The organism is Bartonella sp. PS17NMGDW, from assembly GCF_042193555.1.
Taxonomy (GTDB): domain Bacteria; phylum Pseudomonadota; class Alphaproteobacteria; order Rhizobiales; family Rhizobiaceae; genus Bartonella; species Bartonella grahamii.
In genome coordinates, this window is sequence record NZ_JBHILY010000002.1 from 264,075 (window position 1) to 282,769 (window position 18,695).

Annotated in this window: 16 protein-coding genes; 11 read left to right on the top strand and 5 right to left on the bottom strand. The window is 38.4% G+C overall.

The window, feature by feature from the left end; genetic code table 11:
* Positions 1-152: 152 nt before the first annotated feature.
* Genes ACFIJK_RS02465 through ccmA form a run of 5 tightly spaced genes read right to left on the bottom strand, consistent with a single transcriptional unit; the run spans position 153 to position 3,074 of the window.
* Positions 153-746, bottom strand: coding sequence for a DsbE family thiol:disulfide interchange protein (locus tag ACFIJK_RS02465; protein ID WP_375626249.1), 594 nt, complete (start codon positions 744-746; stop codon positions 153-155).
* Positions 721-972, bottom strand: a complete 252-nt coding sequence (locus ACFIJK_RS02470) for a hypothetical protein (RefSeq protein ID WP_375625432.1) — start codon at positions 970-972, stop codon at positions 721-723. The genes ACFIJK_RS02465 and ACFIJK_RS02470 overlap by 26 nt, the downstream gene beginning before the upstream one ends.
* A complete protein-coding gene (locus ACFIJK_RS02475) occupies positions 960-1,739 on the bottom strand; it encodes a heme ABC transporter permease (RefSeq protein WP_375626251.1) in 780 nt (259 codons plus the stop codon). The genes ACFIJK_RS02470 and ACFIJK_RS02475 overlap by 13 nt, the downstream gene beginning before the upstream one ends.
* A gap of 46 nt (positions 1,740-1,785) precedes the next feature.
* Positions 1,786-2,451 carry a heme exporter protein CcmB gene (ccmB, locus tag ACFIJK_RS02480; protein ID WP_375625430.1) on the bottom strand — a complete coding sequence of 222 codons (666 nt, stop codon included), beginning with the start codon at positions 2,449-2,451 and terminating at the stop codon, positions 1,786-1,788.
* Between the two features lie 11 nt (positions 2,452-2,462).
* On the bottom strand, positions 2,463-3,074 hold the full coding sequence (gene ccmA / locus ACFIJK_RS02485; protein ID WP_375625429.1) for a heme ABC exporter ATP-binding protein CcmA: 612 nt from the start codon (positions 3,072-3,074) through the stop codon (positions 2,463-2,465).
* Positions 3,075-3,370: 296 nt separating this feature from the next.
* Here ccmA and acnA point away from each other — a divergent pair, with 296 nt between their 5' ends.
* From acnA to gpsA, 11 genes are all read left to right on the top strand, one after another.
* The gene (gene acnA, locus ACFIJK_RS02490; protein WP_375626254.1) at positions 3,371-6,058 is read left to right on the top strand and encodes an aconitate hydratase AcnA; all 2,688 of its coding nucleotides are present in this window, start codon (positions 3,371-3,373) and stop codon (positions 6,056-6,058) included.
* Between the two features lie 237 nt (positions 6,059-6,295).
* Complete coding sequence (rpsT, locus tag ACFIJK_RS02495; protein ID WP_012754537.1) at positions 6,296-6,562, top strand: 30S ribosomal protein S20; 267 nt, start codon at positions 6,296-6,298, stop codon at positions 6,560-6,562.
* 700 nt (positions 6,563-7,262) lie between these two features.
* The gene (gene dnaA / locus ACFIJK_RS02500) at positions 7,263-8,834 is read left to right on the top strand and encodes a chromosomal replication initiator protein DnaA (RefSeq protein WP_375626257.1); all 1,572 of its coding nucleotides are present in this window, start codon (positions 7,263-7,265) and stop codon (positions 8,832-8,834) included.
* Between the two features lie 186 nt (positions 8,835-9,020).
* A complete protein-coding gene (gene dnaN / locus ACFIJK_RS02505; RefSeq protein WP_375626259.1) occupies positions 9,021-10,142 on the top strand; it encodes a DNA polymerase III subunit beta in 1,122 nt (373 codons plus the stop codon).
* Positions 10,143-10,163: 21 nt separating this feature from the next.
* On the top strand, positions 10,164-11,297 hold the full coding sequence (gene recF, locus ACFIJK_RS02510; RefSeq protein WP_375625424.1) for a DNA replication/repair protein RecF: 1,134 nt from the start codon (positions 10,164-10,166) through the stop codon (positions 11,295-11,297).
* Positions 11,298-11,352: 55 nt separating this feature from the next.
* Positions 11,353-11,805: a type II 3-dehydroquinate dehydratase gene (gene aroQ / locus ACFIJK_RS02515; RefSeq protein ID WP_375625423.1), complete on the top strand. Its 453-nt coding sequence runs from the start codon at positions 11,353-11,355 to the stop codon at positions 11,803-11,805.
* Positions 11,806-11,935: 130 nt separating this feature from the next.
* Positions 11,936-12,907, top strand: a complete 972-nt coding sequence (cyoA, locus tag ACFIJK_RS02520) for a ubiquinol oxidase subunit II (protein WP_273787465.1) — start codon at positions 11,936-11,938, stop codon at positions 12,905-12,907.
* A 75-nt stretch (positions 12,908-12,982) separates the two neighbouring features.
* The gene (cyoB, locus tag ACFIJK_RS02525; protein WP_273787464.1) at positions 12,983-15,001 is read left to right on the top strand and encodes a cytochrome o ubiquinol oxidase subunit I; all 2,019 of its coding nucleotides are present in this window, start codon (positions 12,983-12,985) and stop codon (positions 14,999-15,001) included.
* A complete protein-coding gene (locus tag ACFIJK_RS02530) occupies positions 14,998-15,666 on the top strand; it encodes a cytochrome (ubi)quinol oxidase subunit III (RefSeq protein ID WP_375619284.1) in 669 nt (222 codons plus the stop codon). Before cyoB ends, ACFIJK_RS02530 begins: the two co-directional genes overlap by 4 nt.
* Positions 15,666-16,157, top strand: coding sequence for a cytochrome o ubiquinol oxidase subunit IV (cyoD, locus tag ACFIJK_RS02535; protein ID WP_375626263.1), 492 nt, complete (start codon positions 15,666-15,668; stop codon positions 16,155-16,157). The genes ACFIJK_RS02530 and cyoD overlap by 1 nt, the downstream gene beginning before the upstream one ends.
* A gap of 399 nt (positions 16,158-16,556) precedes the next feature.
* Positions 16,557-17,564: an NAD(P)H-dependent glycerol-3-phosphate dehydrogenase gene (gpsA, locus tag ACFIJK_RS02540; RefSeq protein ID WP_375625419.1), complete on the top strand. Its 1,008-nt coding sequence runs from the start codon at positions 16,557-16,559 to the stop codon at positions 17,562-17,564.
* Positions 17,565-18,695: the final 1,131 nt, after the last annotated feature.

Here is an 18,695-nt window from a genome sequence, read left to right on the forward strand (position 1 = left end):
TTTAGACAATTCATAAAAGGTATTTTTAGTCTTTATCTTAAATGTTTTTTTGATTCAACATATAGAAATTTTAAAAATCTCATAGTATAGGGCATTTTCATTTAATAGATAAAAATGGTAAATTATTATTTATAAATCAATATGTTGATATTTTATTTTTCTTCTGTCATGAGCGCTTGTTCAATTTTTGGTAGAATTTTTTTTTGATAAATTTTCCATGTTAAGGGACCAACATGTTTGACAATAATGATGCTCTCTTTATTCAAGAGAAAGGTTTCTGGGGGTCCATATATTCCCCAATCAATGGCTGTATATCCTGAAACATCAAAGCCAATAAATTTAAAAGGATTACCAAAATTGTTTAAAAAGCGTAGGGCGTTTGTTTTGTTATCTTTATAATTAATACCAATCAGATCAAAACGTTTATCTTGTGCAATTTTCATAAGAATAGGATGCTCTTCGCGGCATGGCAAACACCAAGAGCCCCAAAAGTTAACCAATGTGACACGTCCTTTAAACTGTTTTGAATTGAGATAACTTTCTTTATAAAGAAGAGGAAGATGAATATTGGGAGCAGATTTTTCAGCTAATGCGTTTGGGAGAAGAGAAGAATCTTGAAGGTATTTTTTATCCATAAAGTTGAAAAAAAACACCATGAGAAGAAGAAAAAGCACAAATGGTCCAAAAAAAACAAGCAGAACAGGCAAAGATATATTTTTTTTAAGTTTTGGAGGGATGTTTTTCATTATACTTTTCTTTTTGTGGCAGCTCTTTTTTGTTTAGCTGTTGGAGAATTTTTTTTTGGTATAGGGCTTTACAAAGAATATATCCAATAAGACATAAGAGGGATATTGCAGAAAGCACATAGCTTAAAACAACAATTTGCTCGTGTTTAAGGGTGCTAAGGAAAAAATCAATTTTCTGAGATAGATTTCCTAAAAGTCCGCCCTGGATGCCATTTAGGTCGAGCATGATGAAGAGTCCTGTTGTTGTGCACGGCGGGATTTTTTAATCTGAAGTATTCGGATATAATGACTATTGATTTCATTTCGCATAGCCATCAAATAGAGCGCAATAAACATAAAGATGAAACAAAATAGCATTGTTATAAGAGGCCATAACATAGCATTGTCGATTGTTGATCCTCCAGCACGTAACAATGATGCTGGCTGATGCAATGTATTCCACCAATTAACGGAAAATTTAATAACAGGGATATTAACAAATCCAACAAGTGTAAGAATTGCAGTAGCGCGAGCACCTTTTACTTGGTTTTCAAAAGCACGTCCGAGCAGGATAATGGAAAGATAGATAAAAAGCAGAATTAAAACTGATGTTAAACGTGCATCCCAGACCCACCATGTTCCCCATGTAGGTCGCCCCCAAAGTGCTCCTGTCATGAGAGCCAAGGCGGTAAAAATTGCCCCAATAGGCGCCCCACATTTAAGGGCCACATCAGCAAGATGATATTTCCAAATCAGATTTCCTAATGCTGCTGCACTCATCGTTACATAACAGAATGTAGACAACCACGCAAAGGGTACATGAAGGTACATAATCTTAACAGTAATGCCTTGTTGATAGTCATCAGGGGAATGCATCACCAGAATAAGCCCTAAAATAAGGAAACACAATGTTATACCGGCCAACCAAGGTAAGACGACACTGCTTATTTTCATAAAAAGGATAAAACTTTCAGGGAGTGACCTGATTTTATATGGACGAGATAGTTCATTCATGAAATTCATAATAGGCAGAGTTTTTCAATGCGGCAATCATCTTTTATTATTCTGATAAAAGTTTAAGCGTTATCGCAGCAACAAAAGAGCCAAAGAGACTCAAAAGAAGTGAAAAAGCGCTGAGAAGAGCCAAGGACGTGAGAAAAGAAATATTTGGATTTATTGGGGCTGTAGCAGTCGAAACACCAAAAATCATAATTGGAATGATCCACGGCAAGATAATGATAAAAATAAGCAGAGTACTGTGCAACAATGAGGTTGCGAGTGCAGCACCTATGGCGCCAATAAAAATAATGGCTGGTGTTCCGCATAAAAGGGTAAGTATTGTTGTAAAAGTTATTGCTACATCTAAATGGAGCATGAGGGCTAAAATAGGTGTAGCAAAAATAAGAGGAAGCATTGTTCCTACCCAATGGGCAAGACATTTGGTAAAGACAATTAGTGTAAAACTTTGTCTTTTTCCTGAAAGGATAAATTGGTCGAGATTACCATCATCGCGATCGATTTGGAAAAGTTTGTTCAGATTGAGGAGTCCTGCAAGAAGGGCTCCAAACCACAATATACCAGGCCCTATTTGTGCAAGAATTTTGGGATCTGGTCCAATGGCAAAGGGGGTTATGACAACAAAAGCGATAAAAAACAATAGTCCTGTTAGTGAAGAGGCTTGTGGCGCTAATAATAGTTTAAGGTCACGCCAGAACAGTGCTTTCATTTTATTTTCTCCTAGAGAGGTAAAAATTTTTCCAGAGCGATTTTATGGTTTTCTGGAATACCTAGGGAATTATGAGTTGCAGCGATAATCATACCACCTTGATTGAGATGACGCTGGAAAATACGAGCAAGGAGTTTTTGAGCATGGTTATCAAGCCCAGATATTGGTTCATCTAAAATCCAAAGAGGACGATAGGAGAGCAAAAGGCGAGCAATAGCTACGCGTCTTTGTTGTCCAGTTGATAGAGCTTTAAAGGGTAAATGTTCAAGGTTAGAAAGACCAATATCGGCAAGAACCTCATGCACAAAGCGTAAATGTTGACCGTAAAAATCTGCCCAAAATTGCAAATTGTCAATGACAGATAAGAGAGGTTTCATAGCATTTTGAGGACCAAGATAATGACACGCAGTTGCAACAGGGTATATTTGATCATGGTCTTTAAGTATTATATGACCTTCAGCAGCTTCAAGAAGACCGACAATGATTCGGAGTAATGTAGACTTTCCGATACCATTAGGACCGGTGATTGTCATCAGTTGCTGTGAAAATAAACAAAAAGAAAGACCTTTAAACAGAATTTCCTCGTTTCTGTAAGCGGCTAAATCTTTACCTGATAACACCATGTGATTACCTATTTTGTTTTTATTTTCATATTCTTTATTGCATTATAGAATAAAAAACACATTTTTTGTGCAATTGTACCTAGAATAGTTCTAGAAATAGTTCTATAAGGGATACCTTACATCAATATCTGGTGTAAAATGGTTTCTGGCGCTGATTTCCGCATTTGCCTATGAGAGGTGGAGGGGGAAATGGATAGCGGAGGTGATAGCGTCTGCGCTCAAGCTGCGACCTTGAATCGTAGTTTGTGTTGTTCATTCCTGGAAATTGGGTGGTTATAGTATGAGGGTGGACAGTCATGACTCAAATTGATAGCTTTAATTGTCGCAGAGTATTAAATGTTGGTGGCAAAGAATATACTTATTATAGCTTGATCGAAGCGGAGAAGAATGGGCTTGAAGGTGTTTCTCGTTTACCGTTTTCGATGAAAGTTATTCTCGAAAATTTATTGCGATTTGAAGATGGTCGCACAGTTAAAAAAGAGGATGTCCTCAATGTTGCTAAGTGGTTAAACGACAAAGGGAGCGCTGGGGCAGAAATTGCTTACCGTCCTGCACGTGTTCTTATGCAGGATTTTACAGGTGTTCCAGCAGTTGTTGATCTTTCTGCAATGCGTGATGCTATGGTTAAACTTGGCGGTAACGCTGAAAAAATCAATCCTCTCATTCCCGTTGATCTCATCATTGATCACTCAGTTATTGTTGATGCTTTTGGCAATTCCATGGCTTTTAAGGAAAACGTTGAGCATGAATATGAACGCAATGGTGAACGCTATCGTTTCCTTAAATGGGGGCAGCAAGCCTTTCAAAATTTTCGCGTTGTTCCTCCAGGAACAGGGATTTGTCATCAGGTTAACCTAGAATATTTAGCACAATGTGTATGGATGAAGAATGAAGAGGGCTGTGAGACGATTTATCCTGACACCTGTGTGGGAACTGATTCGCATACGACTATGGTGAATGGTTTAGGGGTTTTAGGTTGGGGTGTTGGTGGTATTGAAGCAGAAGCAGCAATGTTAGGTCAACCTGTTTCTATGTTGTTACCTGAAGTGATTGGTTTTCGTCTAACAGGTAAACTTAAAGAAGGTGTAACAGCCACCGATCTCGTATTGACGGTGACTCAAATGCTACGCCGGAAGGGTGTTGTCGGTAAATTTGTTGAGTTTTTTGGTCCTGGTTTGGAGCAGATGACGCTTGCTGATCGGGCAACGATTGGAAATATGGCACCTGAATATGGAGCGACGTGTGGTTTTTTCCCAATTGATAAGGAGACAGTGCGTTATCTCAATATGACAGGACGTGATGAAAATCGGATTGCCTTAGTAGAAGCTTACACCAAAGCACAAGGGATGTGGCATGACGAAATGGTGGCTCATCCCATTTTTAGTGATACAATTGAATTGGATATGGGAACTGTTGTTCCTTCTATGGCTGGTCCTAAACGTCCTGAAGGACGTATTGCATTGGAAAACGTTGGGCAGGGTTTTGAGAAGGCATTGGTCGAAGACTATAAGAAGACTTCTGAACAAGATAAGCGTTATCAGGTCGAGGGTGAAGAATATACGCTTGGTCACGGTGATGTGGTGATCGCTGCGATTACGTCGTGTACGAATACATCGAATCCAAGTGTTCTTATTGCAGCGGGTCTTTTGGCACGAAATGCTGTGGCAAAAGGTCTCAAGAGTAAGCCATGGGTAAAAACTTCTCTTGCACCTGGTTCACAAGTTGTTGAAGCTTACCTTCAAAATTCGGGTCTGCAAAAAGATTTAGATGCATTAGGATTTAACTTAGTAGGATTTGGGTGCACAACATGTATTGGGAATTCTGGTCCTTTGCATCCAGCTATTTCCAAAACGATTAATGACAATGGTATAGTTGCATCTGCAGTTCTTTCAGGAAATCGTAATTTTGAAGGGCGTGTTTCCCCTGATGTGCAAGCGAATTATTTAGCTTCACCACCGTTAGTTGTTGCACATGCGCTCATCGGGACGGTGTGTAAAGATTTAACCAAGGAACCTCTTGGTGAAGATTCAAATGGCCAACCCATTTATTTGAGAGATATTTGGCCAACTTCTCAAGAAATACAGGAATTCATCGAAAAAAATGTCACGCGTAAGGTTTTTGCTGAAAAGTATGCAGATGTTTTTAAGGGAGATGAAAATTGGCAAAAAGTTCAGATTCCTACGGGTTCTACCTATTCTTGGGATGAGCAATCCACCTATGTACGCAATCCACCTTATTTCGATGATATGCAGAAAACACCTGATATCTTACCAGATATTAAAGATGCACGGATTTTAGGTTTATTTGGTGATAAAATCACGACGGATCATATTTCTCCTGCTGGTTCTATTAAAGCAGCTTCTCCTGCCGGAAAATATTTAATGGATCATGGTGTTAAAGTGGCTGATTTTAATCAGTATGGAACGCGTCGTGGGAATCACGAAGTTATGGTGCGTGGGACCTTTGCCAATATTCGCATTCGTAATTTCATGTTGGGAGAAAATGGTCGAGAAGGAGGTTATACGGTTCATTATCCGTCAGCGGTAGAACAAGCCATTTACGATGCGGCAATGGCGTATAAACAAGAAGGTACTCCACTCGTTGTTTTTGCTGGTATTGAATATGGCAATGGATCATCGCGCGATTGGGCAGCCAAAGGCACCAATCTTCTTGGTATAAAAGCAGTGATTGTACAGTCTTTTGAAAGGATTCATCGCTCTAATCTTGTTGGTATGGGCATTGTTCCCTTTGTCTTTGAGGAGGGTGTAAGTTGGACATCTTTAGGCTTAAAGGGAGATGAAAAGGTGACAATTGAAGGAATTCATAACTTGAAACCTCGTCAAAAGACAGTAGCGAAAATTACTTTTTCTGATGGTACGATAAAAACCGCTCCGTTATTATGCCGTATTGATACTGAAGATGAGCTAGATTATTTGCATCATGGGGGGATTTTGCAATATGTCTTGCGTAAGTTGGCCGTTTAAATTCTTTTATTTGTTAAGGAATGTCTATTATTAAGCTATAAAGCTGCGGATCAAAGAGTTTGGCTTCGTTTTTTTATGACTATCTTTGAAAATCTAATTGACGTTAGCTTTGGGATTGCGCTATAAGCCACACAGTTATAGGCAGCTTTATAGTTTTGCTTGGGTTGAATTTATTTATATTGGTAGAGTTGTTCTTTAGACTCATTTTACCAAGGTGTTGAAAGAGAGATTATATTTATGGCGAATACACCTTCTGCTCGAAAAGCGGTGCGCAAGGTTGCGGCGCGCACACAGGTTAATAGGGCCCGCCGTTCGCGCGTTCGTACCTTTATACGTAAGTTTGATGATGCTTTAGCGGGTGGTGATAAGGCATCTGCAGAGATTGCATTTAAGAATTTTGAGCCTGAAATTATGCGTGCGGTTTCTAAAGGAGTTTTTCATAAAAATGCTGCTGCGAGGAAAGTATCGCGTTTAGCTAAACGTTTGAAGGCTCTCAGCGTTTAAGCTTTTTCTCCTTTATTGAGAATCAAGCCAGTATCCATGAGGATGCTGGCTTTTTGTTTATTATTTCAAAAAGTTTCTATCGAAAATAAGAATCGATAATGATTCTCCTCTTGAAAAAGGAGAGAAAGTTTATAGGAGGGGTATGGTTATCCACAAGCTTTGTGGATTTTTACAGAGTCTTTTTTGTCAAGCATTTTATTTTTTTTTTTAAATCTGAAGAGATTCTTTAATTGTTGGTAAATTTAGAGAAAAAAAATGAATTGAATCAATATTTTTTTCATTCCTCATTGATACAAGCATTTTTTTCGGGTTTTTTGATTTTATTTTGACCTCTTGCATTTTACCTCTGCTGTTTTGTATGGTTCTTATGAAGACTAAAAAGCATGAAGGGGTCACACCAGCACATTGTTCTGTATTTTGTTGAGTACAAGATGTTTTGACTTAGGCTTTTTGAAGCTTTTGTGCTGGGGAGGTTTTCTGACGATTTTTTAGTTTTCTGAATAGATATGTTTACCATTTTAGAAGGGTGGGTCATATCATGAGTGCAAGTAAATCTTATTGGTCATCTTTGTTAGTGGGGTTGTGATGAGGCTATCCTAGGGGAGGGTGAGTAATCTTATTTGGGGTAGGGCGTTTTGCCTTCGCTAGATTTATTTTAGCTGTTTGGCAGGACAGAATTTTATTTTTATCAGGATGAAAGATGGTGGATAAATTGAACTCTAAAGCTAGTTCCTTTAAAAGGGTTTCGGTGAATATCCTGTCGGCAGAGAACATAATAAAGAATAGGATGACAGAGAGTGATGAGGACGTTTGTAGAAATGCTTCTATAGGGCATTCTATTGTTTCAGAGGAGGAAAGTGCGGCGGCTTTTATACGTGTTATGGCGCAATTAAAGGTGCAGGTTGGTGTTGAGGCTTATACCAGTTGGTTTGGGCGCGTGAAGCTTGCTGAATATAGCCATACTCTTGTAAAGCTTTCTGTTCCTACTGCTTTTTTACGTTCATGGATTAATAATCACTATGGTTCTCTTTTGACTCATTTATGGAAACAAGAGAATTCAGCAATTCTTCGTGTTGAAGTTATTGTTCGTGGTATGGAACGCGTTTCAAGAGATGTCGTTTGTAAAAGAAGTGTTCCTTCTGTTGTACTAGAGGAGCAGGCGACTTCATCTTTTGTTGAAAGTTGTGCAGAGCATTCAGTTAAGAGTTCTCAAACGGGAGTTTTTGGATCTCCACTTGATTCTCGCTATACTTTTGAAAGTTTTGTTGAGGGGGCTTCTAATCGTGTTGCTTTAGCAGCTGCGCGTTCAATTGCGGAGGGGCATAAAAGTGCTTTGCGTTTTAATCCTCTTTTTATTCACGCATCTGTTGGTTTAGGAAAAACACATTTGCTTCAAGCAATTGCTGCTTCTGCATTGAAGCGTTTAACGTCTGCGCGTGTTATTTATTTAACTGCTGAATATTTTATGTGGCGTTTTGCAACAGCTATTCGTGATAATGATGCTCTTTCTTTTAAAGAGCAGCTTCGTGATATCGACCTTTTGATTATTGATGATATGCAGTTTTTGCAGGGTAAGTCGATACAACATGAGTTTTGCCATTTGCTTAATATGTTGCTTGATAGTGCAAAACAAGTTGTTGTCGCTGCAGATCGTCCGCCAGCAGAATTAGAATCGCTTGATCTTCGCGTTCGTTCTCGTCTTCAGGGAGGGGTAGCTCTTGAAATTGAAGCACCAGATTATGAAATGCGTTTGCAAATGTTGCGCCAGCGGTTGAAGGTGGCACAACAAGATGATGGCATGGTATCAATTTCTGATGATATCTTGGAATATATTGCGAAAACGGTTTTAGGGTCGGGGCGTGATATTGAAGGTGCATTTAATCAGCTCTTGTTTCGCCAATCTTTTGAGTCTGATTTATCTTTAGAGCGGATTGATGAGTTATTAGGTCACTTGACACGTCCTGGTGAACCTAAGCGTATTCGGATTGAAGAAATTCAGCGTACGGTAGCACGTCATTATAATGTTTCTAAACAGGACTTGTTATCTAATCGTCGAACACGTACGGTTGTGAAGCCACGGCAAGTTGCAATGTATTTAGCAAAAGTATTAACTCCTCGCTCGTTGCCAGAAATTGGGCGTCGTTTTGGTGGACGTGATCATACAACAGTTTTACACGCTGTGCGTAAAATTGAAGATTTGGTTTGTGGTGATCAGACCTTGGCTAAGGAACTTGAATTGCTTAAGCGTTTGATTGGAGAACAGGCTGTATAGTGTTTATCGTTTCTTTCTTTGGAGAAACTTTAAAGAATTTAATGAAAAGATTTATTTTCTTCTTATGCAGGAGTGACTTGCCATTTTAAGAGAGGTTTAATAAAGTCTAGCAGGCGATTCTTTGAAGAGGATCTATTTTAATGCTAAGGAATTCTTATAGTTTTTAGTAAATCATACGGGGCTTTTATGCGTATTACAGTTGATCGCAGTCAATTTCTCAAGTCTCTTGGTCGGGTTCACCGTGTGGTAGAGCGCCGTAATACTGTTCCTATTTTATCGAATGTGCTGATTGATGCAGAAAATGGTCGTGTGCAGTTAAAAGCAACAGACCTTGATTTAGAGGTTACGGAATCTTTTGCAGTTAATGTTAAACAAGCTGGAGCAACAACTGTTCCAGCACATTTGCTCTATGATATCATTCGAAAACTTCCTGATAGCAATGAAGTTGTCTTATCCGTCGATGAGAATCAAGCAGGCACAATGTCTGTTGTTTCGGGTTGTGCACATTTTCAGCTTCAATGTCTTCCGAAGGCAGATTTTCCAGAGTCGCTTCCTGGGCAGTTTGGTTATCGTTTTTCTCTATCGGCATCAAGCTTAAAACATTTACTTGATTGTACGCAATTTGCTATTTCTACTGAAGAAACCCGTTATTATCTTAATGGTATTTATTTACATGTTATTAATGATGGTGTTTTGAAATTGCGTTTGGTTGCAACTGATGGTCATCGTTTGGCACAAGTTGAGATGGAAGCTCCTTCAGGAGTTGAGGGAATGCCCGGTGTTATTGTTCCCCGTAAAGCTGTAGGAGAATTGCAAAAACTTCTTTCAGAAGAAAATGATAGCGATGTATGTATAGAGCTTTCAGAGACAAAGATTCGTTTTTCTGTAGGTTCTGTGATTTTTACATCAAAATTAATTGATGGAACATTTCCGGATTATCAACGTGTTATTCCTCTTGGAAATGATAAAGAATTAATTGTTAATAGGCAGGACTTTTCTTCTGCAGTTGATCGTGTTTCAACGATTTCAAGTGATCGGGGGCGTGCAGTTAAATTAACGATTGAGCATGGACAGTTAAGGCTTGTTGTTAATAGCCCAGATTCGGGCAGTGCAGAAGATCAATTATCAGTAACTTATGCATCTGAACCGCTTGAGATAGGATTTAATTCACGTTATCTTTTGGATATTGCTGGGCAGCTTTCAAGTGACGAGATGGTTTTTATGTTGGCTGAGGCTGGAGCACCAGCTCTGATTCGTGATAATGATGATGCGGATGTGCTCTATGTACTGATGCCTATTCGCGTTTAGGGGGCAATTGTTTTGCAATGCATGGCCAGTCATGTGCACAAAGTGGCAGTGAGGCAGCTGAAGCTTTTACGTTATCGCAATTATCCTTTTTTCAATATTCATTTTTCTGGTCAGCATGTGGTTTTTACCGGCCATAACGGTGCTGGTAAGACGAATCTTTTAGAGGCGTTATCTTTTCTTTCTCCTGGTCGTGGTTTGCGGCGTGCTGCTTATTCTGACGTTAGCTTTGTAGATGGTGGCGGTGGAGGATTTGTTGTATTTGCGCGTCTTGAATGCGCTCTTTATGGCGAAGTAAAGATTGGTACAGCTTTGGAGGTTAGCGATAACAGTCGAAAAGTCCATATTAATGGTGTGAATGAGTCGGGTGATTGCCTAACAGATTATTGTCATATTAGTGTCCTAACACCGTCTATGGATGGTCTTTTTACAGGTCCTTCGCTTGAGCGCCGTAGTTTTTTGGATCGTATGGTTTTGGCGATTGATCCCTTGCATAGGCGCCGCATAGCCGATTATGATAGAGCTATGCGCGCACGTAATCGTTTATTTTTAGATGGAAATGAAGATTGTGCTTGGTTTGATGCTTTAGAAAAGCAGATGGCAGAACTGGCGACAGCTATTTCTGCGGCGCGTGTTGATGTTATTCGTCTTTTAAATGATATGTTTACACAAATGCCATCACAGATACCTTTTCCACGAGCTTTTTTGCAAATTGATGGTTTTTTGGAAACAGCTCTTAGTGAAATATCAGCAATTGAAGTTGAAGAGCAATTTTGTGATCGATTACGGCATAATCGCGCAATGGACCGTGCTGCTGGTCGGACGTTAGAAGGACCACATCGCGCAGATTTGCAGGTTTTTTATGCTGATAAAAATATAGAAGCAACATCGTGTTCAACAGGTGAACAAAAAGCGCTGCTGACAGGTTTAGTTTTGTGTCATGCTCGTCTAACAGGTATGATGTCGGAAAAAGCCCCCATTCTTCTTCTTGATGAAATGGCTGCTCATCTTGATTCGCACCGACGTGCTGCTTTATTTGATATTCTTGATGATTTAGCTGTACAAACATTTATGACAGGAACAGATCGTCTTTTATTTGATGACTTAAAAGGACGCGCAGAATTCTTTGAGATTAAGGATGGGGCTTTATTGTCGTAAAAACATGCTAAATATTATTTTTAATAAGTGATAGGTCTAAAAGAAAAGGCATGCTATGTCTGAGATGATAACGATTTTAAATGGTCCTAATTTAAATTTTCTAGGTCAACGTGAGCCAGAAATTTATGGAACTGAGACTCTGGAAGATATTGAAAAAAGATGCAGAGAATGGGCAAAAAAAAATGATATCATAATAAATTTTTATCAAAGTAATTGTGAAGGGCAGTTGGTAGCATGGATACAAGAAGCAATAGAGGCAAGTTCTGGATTGATTATTAACCCAGCGGCTTACAGTCACACATCTGTTGCACTTCTTGATGCCCTAAAAATGTTTTCAGGGCCAAAAGTAGAAGTTCATTTATCTCATATTTACCAGCGTGAAGCTTTTCGTCACTACTCTTATACATCTGCAGGTGTAGACGCTATCATAACTGGGTGTGGAGGTGATGGATATTGGTTTGCACTTGAATATATTGCAAAACAATTAAGCAAAACAATTAAATTGTGATAGGTAAAGAATAAGCGTTTGATAAGAGTAATATAGGCATTGAATTCACTTGATAATTATTTTCAAATCTGTACAATACGAGGTATATATTTATGACAATTTTTGGTGCATATGACGGGGGTAAATAGAGATGAAAAGCTTTGTTCGACAATTAGAAATGCTTGTGATTTTAGGGGGAGCACTGCTTTTATCTGGTTGTAAAATTGATGTTATACAGCCATCAGGTTATGTTGCACGTCAACAGCTCATTTTGATAGTTGTTTGTGTGGTGGTGATGCTTTGTGTTGTCATCCCAGTTATGGTGAGTGTGGTATTTTTAGCTATAAAATATCGTGCATCGAATATGAAAGCGGACTATTCTCCTGATTGGGCGCATTCAAATAAAATTGAAGCGTTGATGTGGGGTATTCCAATTGTAATTGTAATGGTTTTAGGTTCATTAACAGCTTATTATACTTATAAGCTGGAACCTACAAATCCTCTCCCAGTGGAAGTTGTAGGTGAAGGAAAGCCATTACAGATAGATGCCGTTTCTCTTGATTGGAAATGGCTTTTTATTTATCCTGAATATGGTGTTGCATCGATTAATGAGATTTATGCACCTGAAGGGCGTCAAGTTTTATTGCAATTGACGTCAGAGAATTCTGTCAATGCTTTTTGGGTCCCCAAACTGGGTACAGTTCTTTACGCTATGCCGCAGATGAATGCTAAGTTGCATTTGGTCGCTGAAGAGCAAGGAGTATTCAAAGGAACCTCAGCAAATTACAGTGGTGATGGTTTTTCGAGTATGCGGTTTAAGTGGCATTCTGTGTCTTTGCAGGACTTTGAGGATTGGATTGTAAAAGCTCGGGCTAATGGTCGAGTACTTGATCGTGCATCTTATCGTCAACTTTCTATTGCGCCTCGTATGGGTGATATTGCTGCGAAGAAAAAAGATGCTGAAGTTCGTTATTTTGCACCTGTGGAGAAGCGCCTTTACTATCGTGTTGTTAATCGATGTGTCGATGAAAATACGGTATGTAATGAGGATTTAATGAAACGTGCTGCTGCTCAGACGCTATGGGGTGCACTATGTTCAGTATTTGATCCTGATGTTATTTAAAGAATCAGTAAAGAAAGAGCCCTTTTAACATAGGGTTTCTTTTAAACTTGAATTTCATTTGAAATGGGTTGAGAAATGTTTGGAAGACTTACAGATCCTACGGCAGGTGCTTTTCATGCACTTGCACATGAGCCGATCGTTTTATACACGTGTATTGCGATTGTTGTGGTTGGTTTAATTGCTGTTGTTGCTCTAACAGCACTTGGGTGGTGGGGGATTCTATGGCGAAATTGGATTACAACTGTTGACCATAAACGCATAGGCATTATGTACATAGTTCTTGGAATTATTATGCTTGTTCGCGGTTTTGCGGACGCACTCATGATGCGAACACATCAAGCTTTAGCTCTTGGGAGTGAAAGTGCAGGTTATTTGCCACCTGACCATTTTGATCAAATTTTTTCGGCGCATGGCACTATCATGATTTTTTTCATGGCTACGCCTATTTTATTTGGTCTTTTTAATTATCTTATACCGCTTCAAATTGGTGCGCGTGATGTTGCTTTTCCCTTTGCAAATAATCTAGGTTTTTGGATTACGGCTGCAGGGGCAATATTGATTAACATATCCCTAGGTGTTGGGAATTTTGGTCGTGGTGGCTGGTTGATGTATCCACCTTTTACAGAATTGCAAACGAGTCCAGATACAGGGGTAGACTATTATTTATGGTCACTTCAACTTTCTGGTATAGCGACAACAATGGGGGCGGTCAATTTTGTTGCGACTTTGATTAAGATGCGTGCTCCTGGGATGACGATGATGAGAATGCCTGTTTTTTGTTGGAGCGCTTTTGTTAGCAATGTCCTTATTTTAGTTATTTACCCTGTCTTAACTGTAGCATTTGCACTCTTGGCATGCGATCGTTATTTGGGCATGAATTTCTTTTCTAATGTTGGTGGCGGAAATCCGATGGTATGGATTAACTATGTTTGGGTTTTTGGTCATCCTGAGGTTTATGTTTTGGTTGTTCCTGCTTTTGGAATTGTTTCTGAGGTTGTATCAACTTTTTCTTCAAAACGCCTCTTTGGTTATACTTCGATGATATGGGCCATGTTGGTTATTTTGATTCTTTCGCTTCTTGTTTGGGGACATCATTTCTTCACAATGGGTGGCGGTGAAGCTGTGAATACTTTCTTTGGTATTGCGACAATGATTATTGCTGTTCCAACAGGTGTAAAAGTCTTTAATTGGCTGCTAACTATGTATAAGGGGCGGATTCGCTTTGAGCCTCCAATGCTTTGGTGCATGGGAATGATTTTTACATTTGTTGGTGGTGGATTAACTGGTGTTTTGTTATCTATTGTGCCAGCTGATTGGCAGTTTCATAATTCGTTGTTTTTGGTAGCGCATTTCCATCATACAATTATTGGTGGTGTCGTTTTTGCGTACTTAGCGGGGATTGCATTTTGGTTTCCAAAAGTTTTTGGTTATAAACCAAATCGAGCATTGGGTATTGCATCTTTCTGGTGTTGGTTCATTGGTTTTTACCTTGCCTTTTTCCCAGTCTATGCACTTGGTTTAATGGGTGGGACGCGTCGTCTCCAGCATTACATGGAACCTAGTTGGCAACCGATGTTTATGATTGCTGCATTGGGTGCTTTTATTATTTTGCTTGGTATCCTTTGTTTTGTGCTGCAAGTTGTTTTGGCGATTTGGTACGGTATCAAACATAAGGGACATTTACCTGTAACATTAAATGATTCTTGGGGTGATGCACGGACCCTTGAATGGTCTATCTCTTCACCGCCTCCTTCTTACAATTTTGCAATAGTTCCGAAAATACAGTCTGATGATGCTTATTGGAATATGAAGAAAAGTGGTTATCAACGTCCTACCAGTGGATTTACAAAAATTCATATGCCGTCCAATACATCGGCTGGAATTATTGCGGGATTTTTCTCATTAGTTGTTGGTTTTGCGCTTGTCTGGCATATTTGGTGGCTTGTTGCGGTCGGCTTGATTGGTTTTATTGCAACGCTTGTGTGTCATTCATTAACAGGTGACCATCATGGTTATTATATTCCGGCTGAAGAAGTACAAAAAACTGAAGATGCCTTTACAGCTGTTCTTAAAGAACAAGGAGTGACAGTATGAGTGCAGTAACAATGAATAAAGTGAGTGCTGTGGATGAACATCACCACGATAATAGTTCGGTAATGACGTTTGGTTTTTGGGTCTATATTCTCTCAGATTTGATCCTGTTTTCGACACTTTTTTCAAGTTTTGCTGTTTTTTCTGCTTCTTATGGTGGTGGTAAGGCGGGCAATGAGTTTATTGATTTAAAATTTGTTTTGGTTGAGACTGCTTTCTTGTTGTTTTCATCCGTCACTTATGGTTTTACAATGGTACAAGCACATAAAAATAACATCAGTGGTGTGCGTTTATGGATGGCTATTACCTTTGTATTTGGGTGTTGCTTCATTGGTATGGAACTTTACGAATTTCATGAACTTTTGGGTGAGGTCTTTTATTACGATCCAAATGCTTATGCTGGTATTGATCCTGCGACGGGTTTACAGCTTTTTGGACGGGAGATTCTCTCTGCTTATTGGTCAGCATTTTTTGCTTTGGTTGGCACCCATGGACTTCACGTAAGTGTTGGTCTTCTTTGGATGGTTGTGATGTTTTTTCATCTTCGTCGTAATGGCTTGGATCAGAACAATAAAACACGTTTAGCATGCCTTTCCATTTTTTGGCATTTACTTGATATTGTATGGGTTGGTGTTTTCACCATGGTTTATCTATTAGGAGCGTTGTGATGAGCATGCAAAATGAAACACATGGTCCCAGTACTGGTTCCTATTTGGTCGGCTTTATTCTGGCTGTATTTTTCACCCTAGGTTCTTTTGTTCCTGTGATGTATGGAATGATGGAAAGTTGGGCAGTTAGTACAAAAGTTGTGTATCTTATTGGGATGGCTATCATTCAGATTATAGTACAAATTGTTTTCTTTTTGCACTTGAACTCTGGTCCAGATGCCAAGTGGAATTTAAGCGCATTGTGGTTTGCTGCTATTTGCGTTTTTGTTATTATTGGGGGAACTTGGTGGGCTATCTCTCATTTGAATTATAATATGATGGGTGGTTCAGGACGTGTTATTGAACCGGAAATATCAAGTAGAGATGGTTCTTCAGTATCTGAGCAGTTATCAAACAAAGATATATCCGTAAGAAAACAGCCAGAAAAGATACAGGGCTCAGAAATGCCTATGGAGCAGGGGGGGCTAAGTACGCAGTCTCCTGTGGAGTAGTTGTTAGAAATATCTGTGGGAGCTGATGCGGCATGTATCAGCTCTTACAAGAAATTCGTAGGATATTAAAGAGAGGGGTAGGTACAAGATATCAGTGGAATGAGTATCATGATTTTGAATGTACTTTTATTTTAAAAGAGAAATTCCATGGAGTATTTAGTCAAGCCTTAATTTTTGAGATAAATAGCTGTTTGTAGGATATACAAAAAGTGATATTTATACAATTTACTACAAAGAAAGAGAATGTGAGAAACAAGTTTTTATGTTGTGTGAGATAAAAGCTACGAGGCGGTAACGTTTTTATGATTTACAGGATTTATATTAAAGATAGCATTAAAGTTATTTGTAATAATAATATGCCATTGAAATCAAAAATTTAGAGAATAATCAGAAAACTTAATGAAAACCGTTGCAATGACAGTTATTGGTGCTGGTTCTTTTGGTACTGCATTAGCGATTGCTCTTGCCCGTAATGGTCATAATGTTTTACTTTGGGGATATAAACCCCAACATATCAAAGAATTACAAGAACAACGTTGTAATAAAGTATATTTACCCGATATTCAATTTCCTGAAAATTTATTACTTGAAGCTTCGCTTGAAACTGCAATAGTAGCAAGTCACAATATATTAATCGCTGTTCCAAGCCATGTATTTCATCAAGTTTTGTATAACATTCAGCCTTATTTAGATCAGCATTCACGTGTTATTTGGGCAACAAAAGGTTTAGAACATGGTACCGGACGTTTCTTACAAGAGGTTGCTCGTGAGATTTTAGGTGAAAAAATTCCTTTAGCTGTTTTTTCTGGACCAACTTTTGCTCAAGAACTAGCTGTTGGTTGGCCTACTGCAATGACGATAGCAGCTTCTGATGTTGAGTTTGGTAAAGAATTGCAGCAACTTTTTCATTGTGACAAAAGTTTTAGAGTTTATAAAAGTTCAGATATGATTGGCGTTCAATTAGGGGGAGCAGTTAAAAATGTTATTGCTATTGGTGCAGGAATATCAGATGGCATGGGATTTGGGGCAAATGCACGAATAGCTCTCATCACACGAGGACTAGCTGAAATCAGTCGTTTAGGAGGGGCTATGGGTGCTGAGCTTTCCACATTTATGGGAATGACAGGCTTAGGTGATCTGGTTTTGACATGTACTGATAATCAGTCGCGTAATCGCCGTTTTGGAATACTTCTTGGTAAAGGAGTAGATATCAAAGAAGCGGAAAAACAAATTGGTCAGGTTGTGGAAGGGTACTTAAATACCAAGGAAGTACATACGTTGGCGCAACGTATTGGGATAGAAATGCCCATTGTAGAACAAATTTATCAAATTCTCTATTGTGGTAAAAACATAACTGAAGCGGCGAACGCATTACTAAGCCGTACTCTTAAGGATGAAATACAATGATATCCTGTTTTTTTAAATAATTCCAATTGTAAAAAATAGAAACATGCTATGATAGGCATATAAAATAGATTGTATTGATGGTTGTATAAGACAGTCATATTCTAGGAAATTATAGATTCATATCATTCGATTCTTTATGAAACATGGATGAAATATAAAAGTTTTGGCTTTTGTCTAAAAACTATCTCTTTGAAAATAAATTATCGTTTCCACTTACACATGTTTATGTAATATAATGAATTTATGCAATGTAATGAAGAAGATATTTTGATTTTCTCTTAAATTCATCTCACAATGATATTTGCAAACAGAATAATACAAGGATATTTGCAAACAGAATAATACAAGACTCATTAGGTGGAAGCATCTTATTTATTAACGTATAAGCTAAAAATATCATTGCTATTATCCAATTTTCAATATTATTTGCTGCGTGTAACAGCGTTTATATCTCGATAGGGGCAGGGATATCGTGTGTCTCTGTTTGTGTAATTCTTTAAAACAAGAAGACAATCTAATTTGGGAAGAAGATGAAATTTTAAAGATGAAAACCAGTTTCCATTTCTACCATCATTTTTAAATTCAGTTTTACGCTATCTAAAGCATATCTTTTAAATAATGGAGATTACCTCACACCTTGATGTGTCAGGTAAAATAGAACGCCCAAAATAAAACACTATTGCTGTTGTATATTTACGCGCTTGTTTTAAAGAGACCTCTCTTAAAACTCCCAAGCCCAATTCGCGACGGTGACCGTAAATAGTGTAACGATAAAGCCATTGTGCACGTCCCCATCTTTATGTTTATGAAGGAGGAAGCCGAGCATCATCACACATCCTACCTTGAGACAGCTCTTGGCACTTGAGCCTGTTCCGTAGAGATGTTTACGCCTTTTATTTTCTCACATGTCAATTCTGTTTTTTATATGCAAGAAATGACTTTTGGAATTATAAATTTGAAAATCTAAAATTGAAAAAATGTTATTGTACTTATTTGTGGCTGTCATTTAAACTGAAAAAATAATGTGATTATAAAGATAAAAAATTGATTTATATGAATAATTCATTTTATTTTTGTATTGAATTAATTAAAAATATGTGTTTGCTTGTCACAAGCGGGTTAGTATGTGGA

Coding starts and splice junctions, on each gene's coding strand:
- recF (WP_375625424.1), top strand. CDS start 10,164: ATGGCCAGTCATGTGCACAAAGTGGCAGTGAGGCAGCTGAAGCTTTTA.
- aroQ (WP_375625423.1), top strand. CDS start 11,353: ATGTCTGAGATGATAACGATTTTAAATGGTCCTAATTTAAATTTTCTA.
- ACFIJK_RS02530 (WP_375619284.1), top strand. CDS start 14,998: ATGAGTGCAGTAACAATGAATAAAGTGAGTGCTGTGGATGAACATCAC.
- cyoA (WP_273787465.1), top strand. CDS start 11,936: ATGAAAAGCTTTGTTCGACAATTAGAAATGCTTGTGATTTTAGGGGGA.
- ccmA (WP_375625429.1), bottom strand. CDS start 3,074: ATGGTGTTATCAGGTAAAGATTTAGCCGCTTACAGAAACGAGGAAATT.
- dnaA (WP_375626257.1), top strand. CDS start 7,263: ATGGTGGATAAATTGAACTCTAAAGCTAGTTCCTTTAAAAGGGTTTCG.
- acnA (WP_375626254.1), top strand. CDS start 3,371: ATGACTCAAATTGATAGCTTTAATTGTCGCAGAGTATTAAATGTTGGT.
- rpsT (WP_012754537.1), top strand. CDS start 6,296: ATGGCGAATACACCTTCTGCTCGAAAAGCGGTGCGCAAGGTTGCGGCG.
- cyoB (WP_273787464.1), top strand. CDS start 12,983: ATGTTTGGAAGACTTACAGATCCTACGGCAGGTGCTTTTCATGCACTT.
- cyoD (WP_375626263.1), top strand. CDS start 15,666: ATGAGCATGCAAAATGAAACACATGGTCCCAGTACTGGTTCCTATTTG.
- ACFIJK_RS02465 (WP_375626249.1), bottom strand. CDS start 746: ATGAAAAACATCCCTCCAAAACTTAAAAAAAATATATCTTTGCCTGTT.
- ACFIJK_RS02470 (WP_375625432.1), bottom strand. CDS start 972: ATGCTCGACCTAAATGGCATCCAGGGCGGACTTTTAGGAAATCTATCT.
- dnaN (WP_375626259.1), top strand. CDS start 9,021: ATGCGTATTACAGTTGATCGCAGTCAATTTCTCAAGTCTCTTGGTCGG.
- ACFIJK_RS02475 (WP_375626251.1), bottom strand. CDS start 1,739: ATGAATGAACTATCTCGTCCATATAAAATCAGGTCACTCCCTGAAAGT.
- gpsA (WP_375625419.1), top strand. CDS start 16,557: ATGAAAACCGTTGCAATGACAGTTATTGGTGCTGGTTCTTTTGGTACT.
- ccmB (WP_375625430.1), bottom strand. CDS start 2,451: ATGAAAGCACTGTTCTGGCGTGACCTTAAACTATTATTAGCGCCACAA.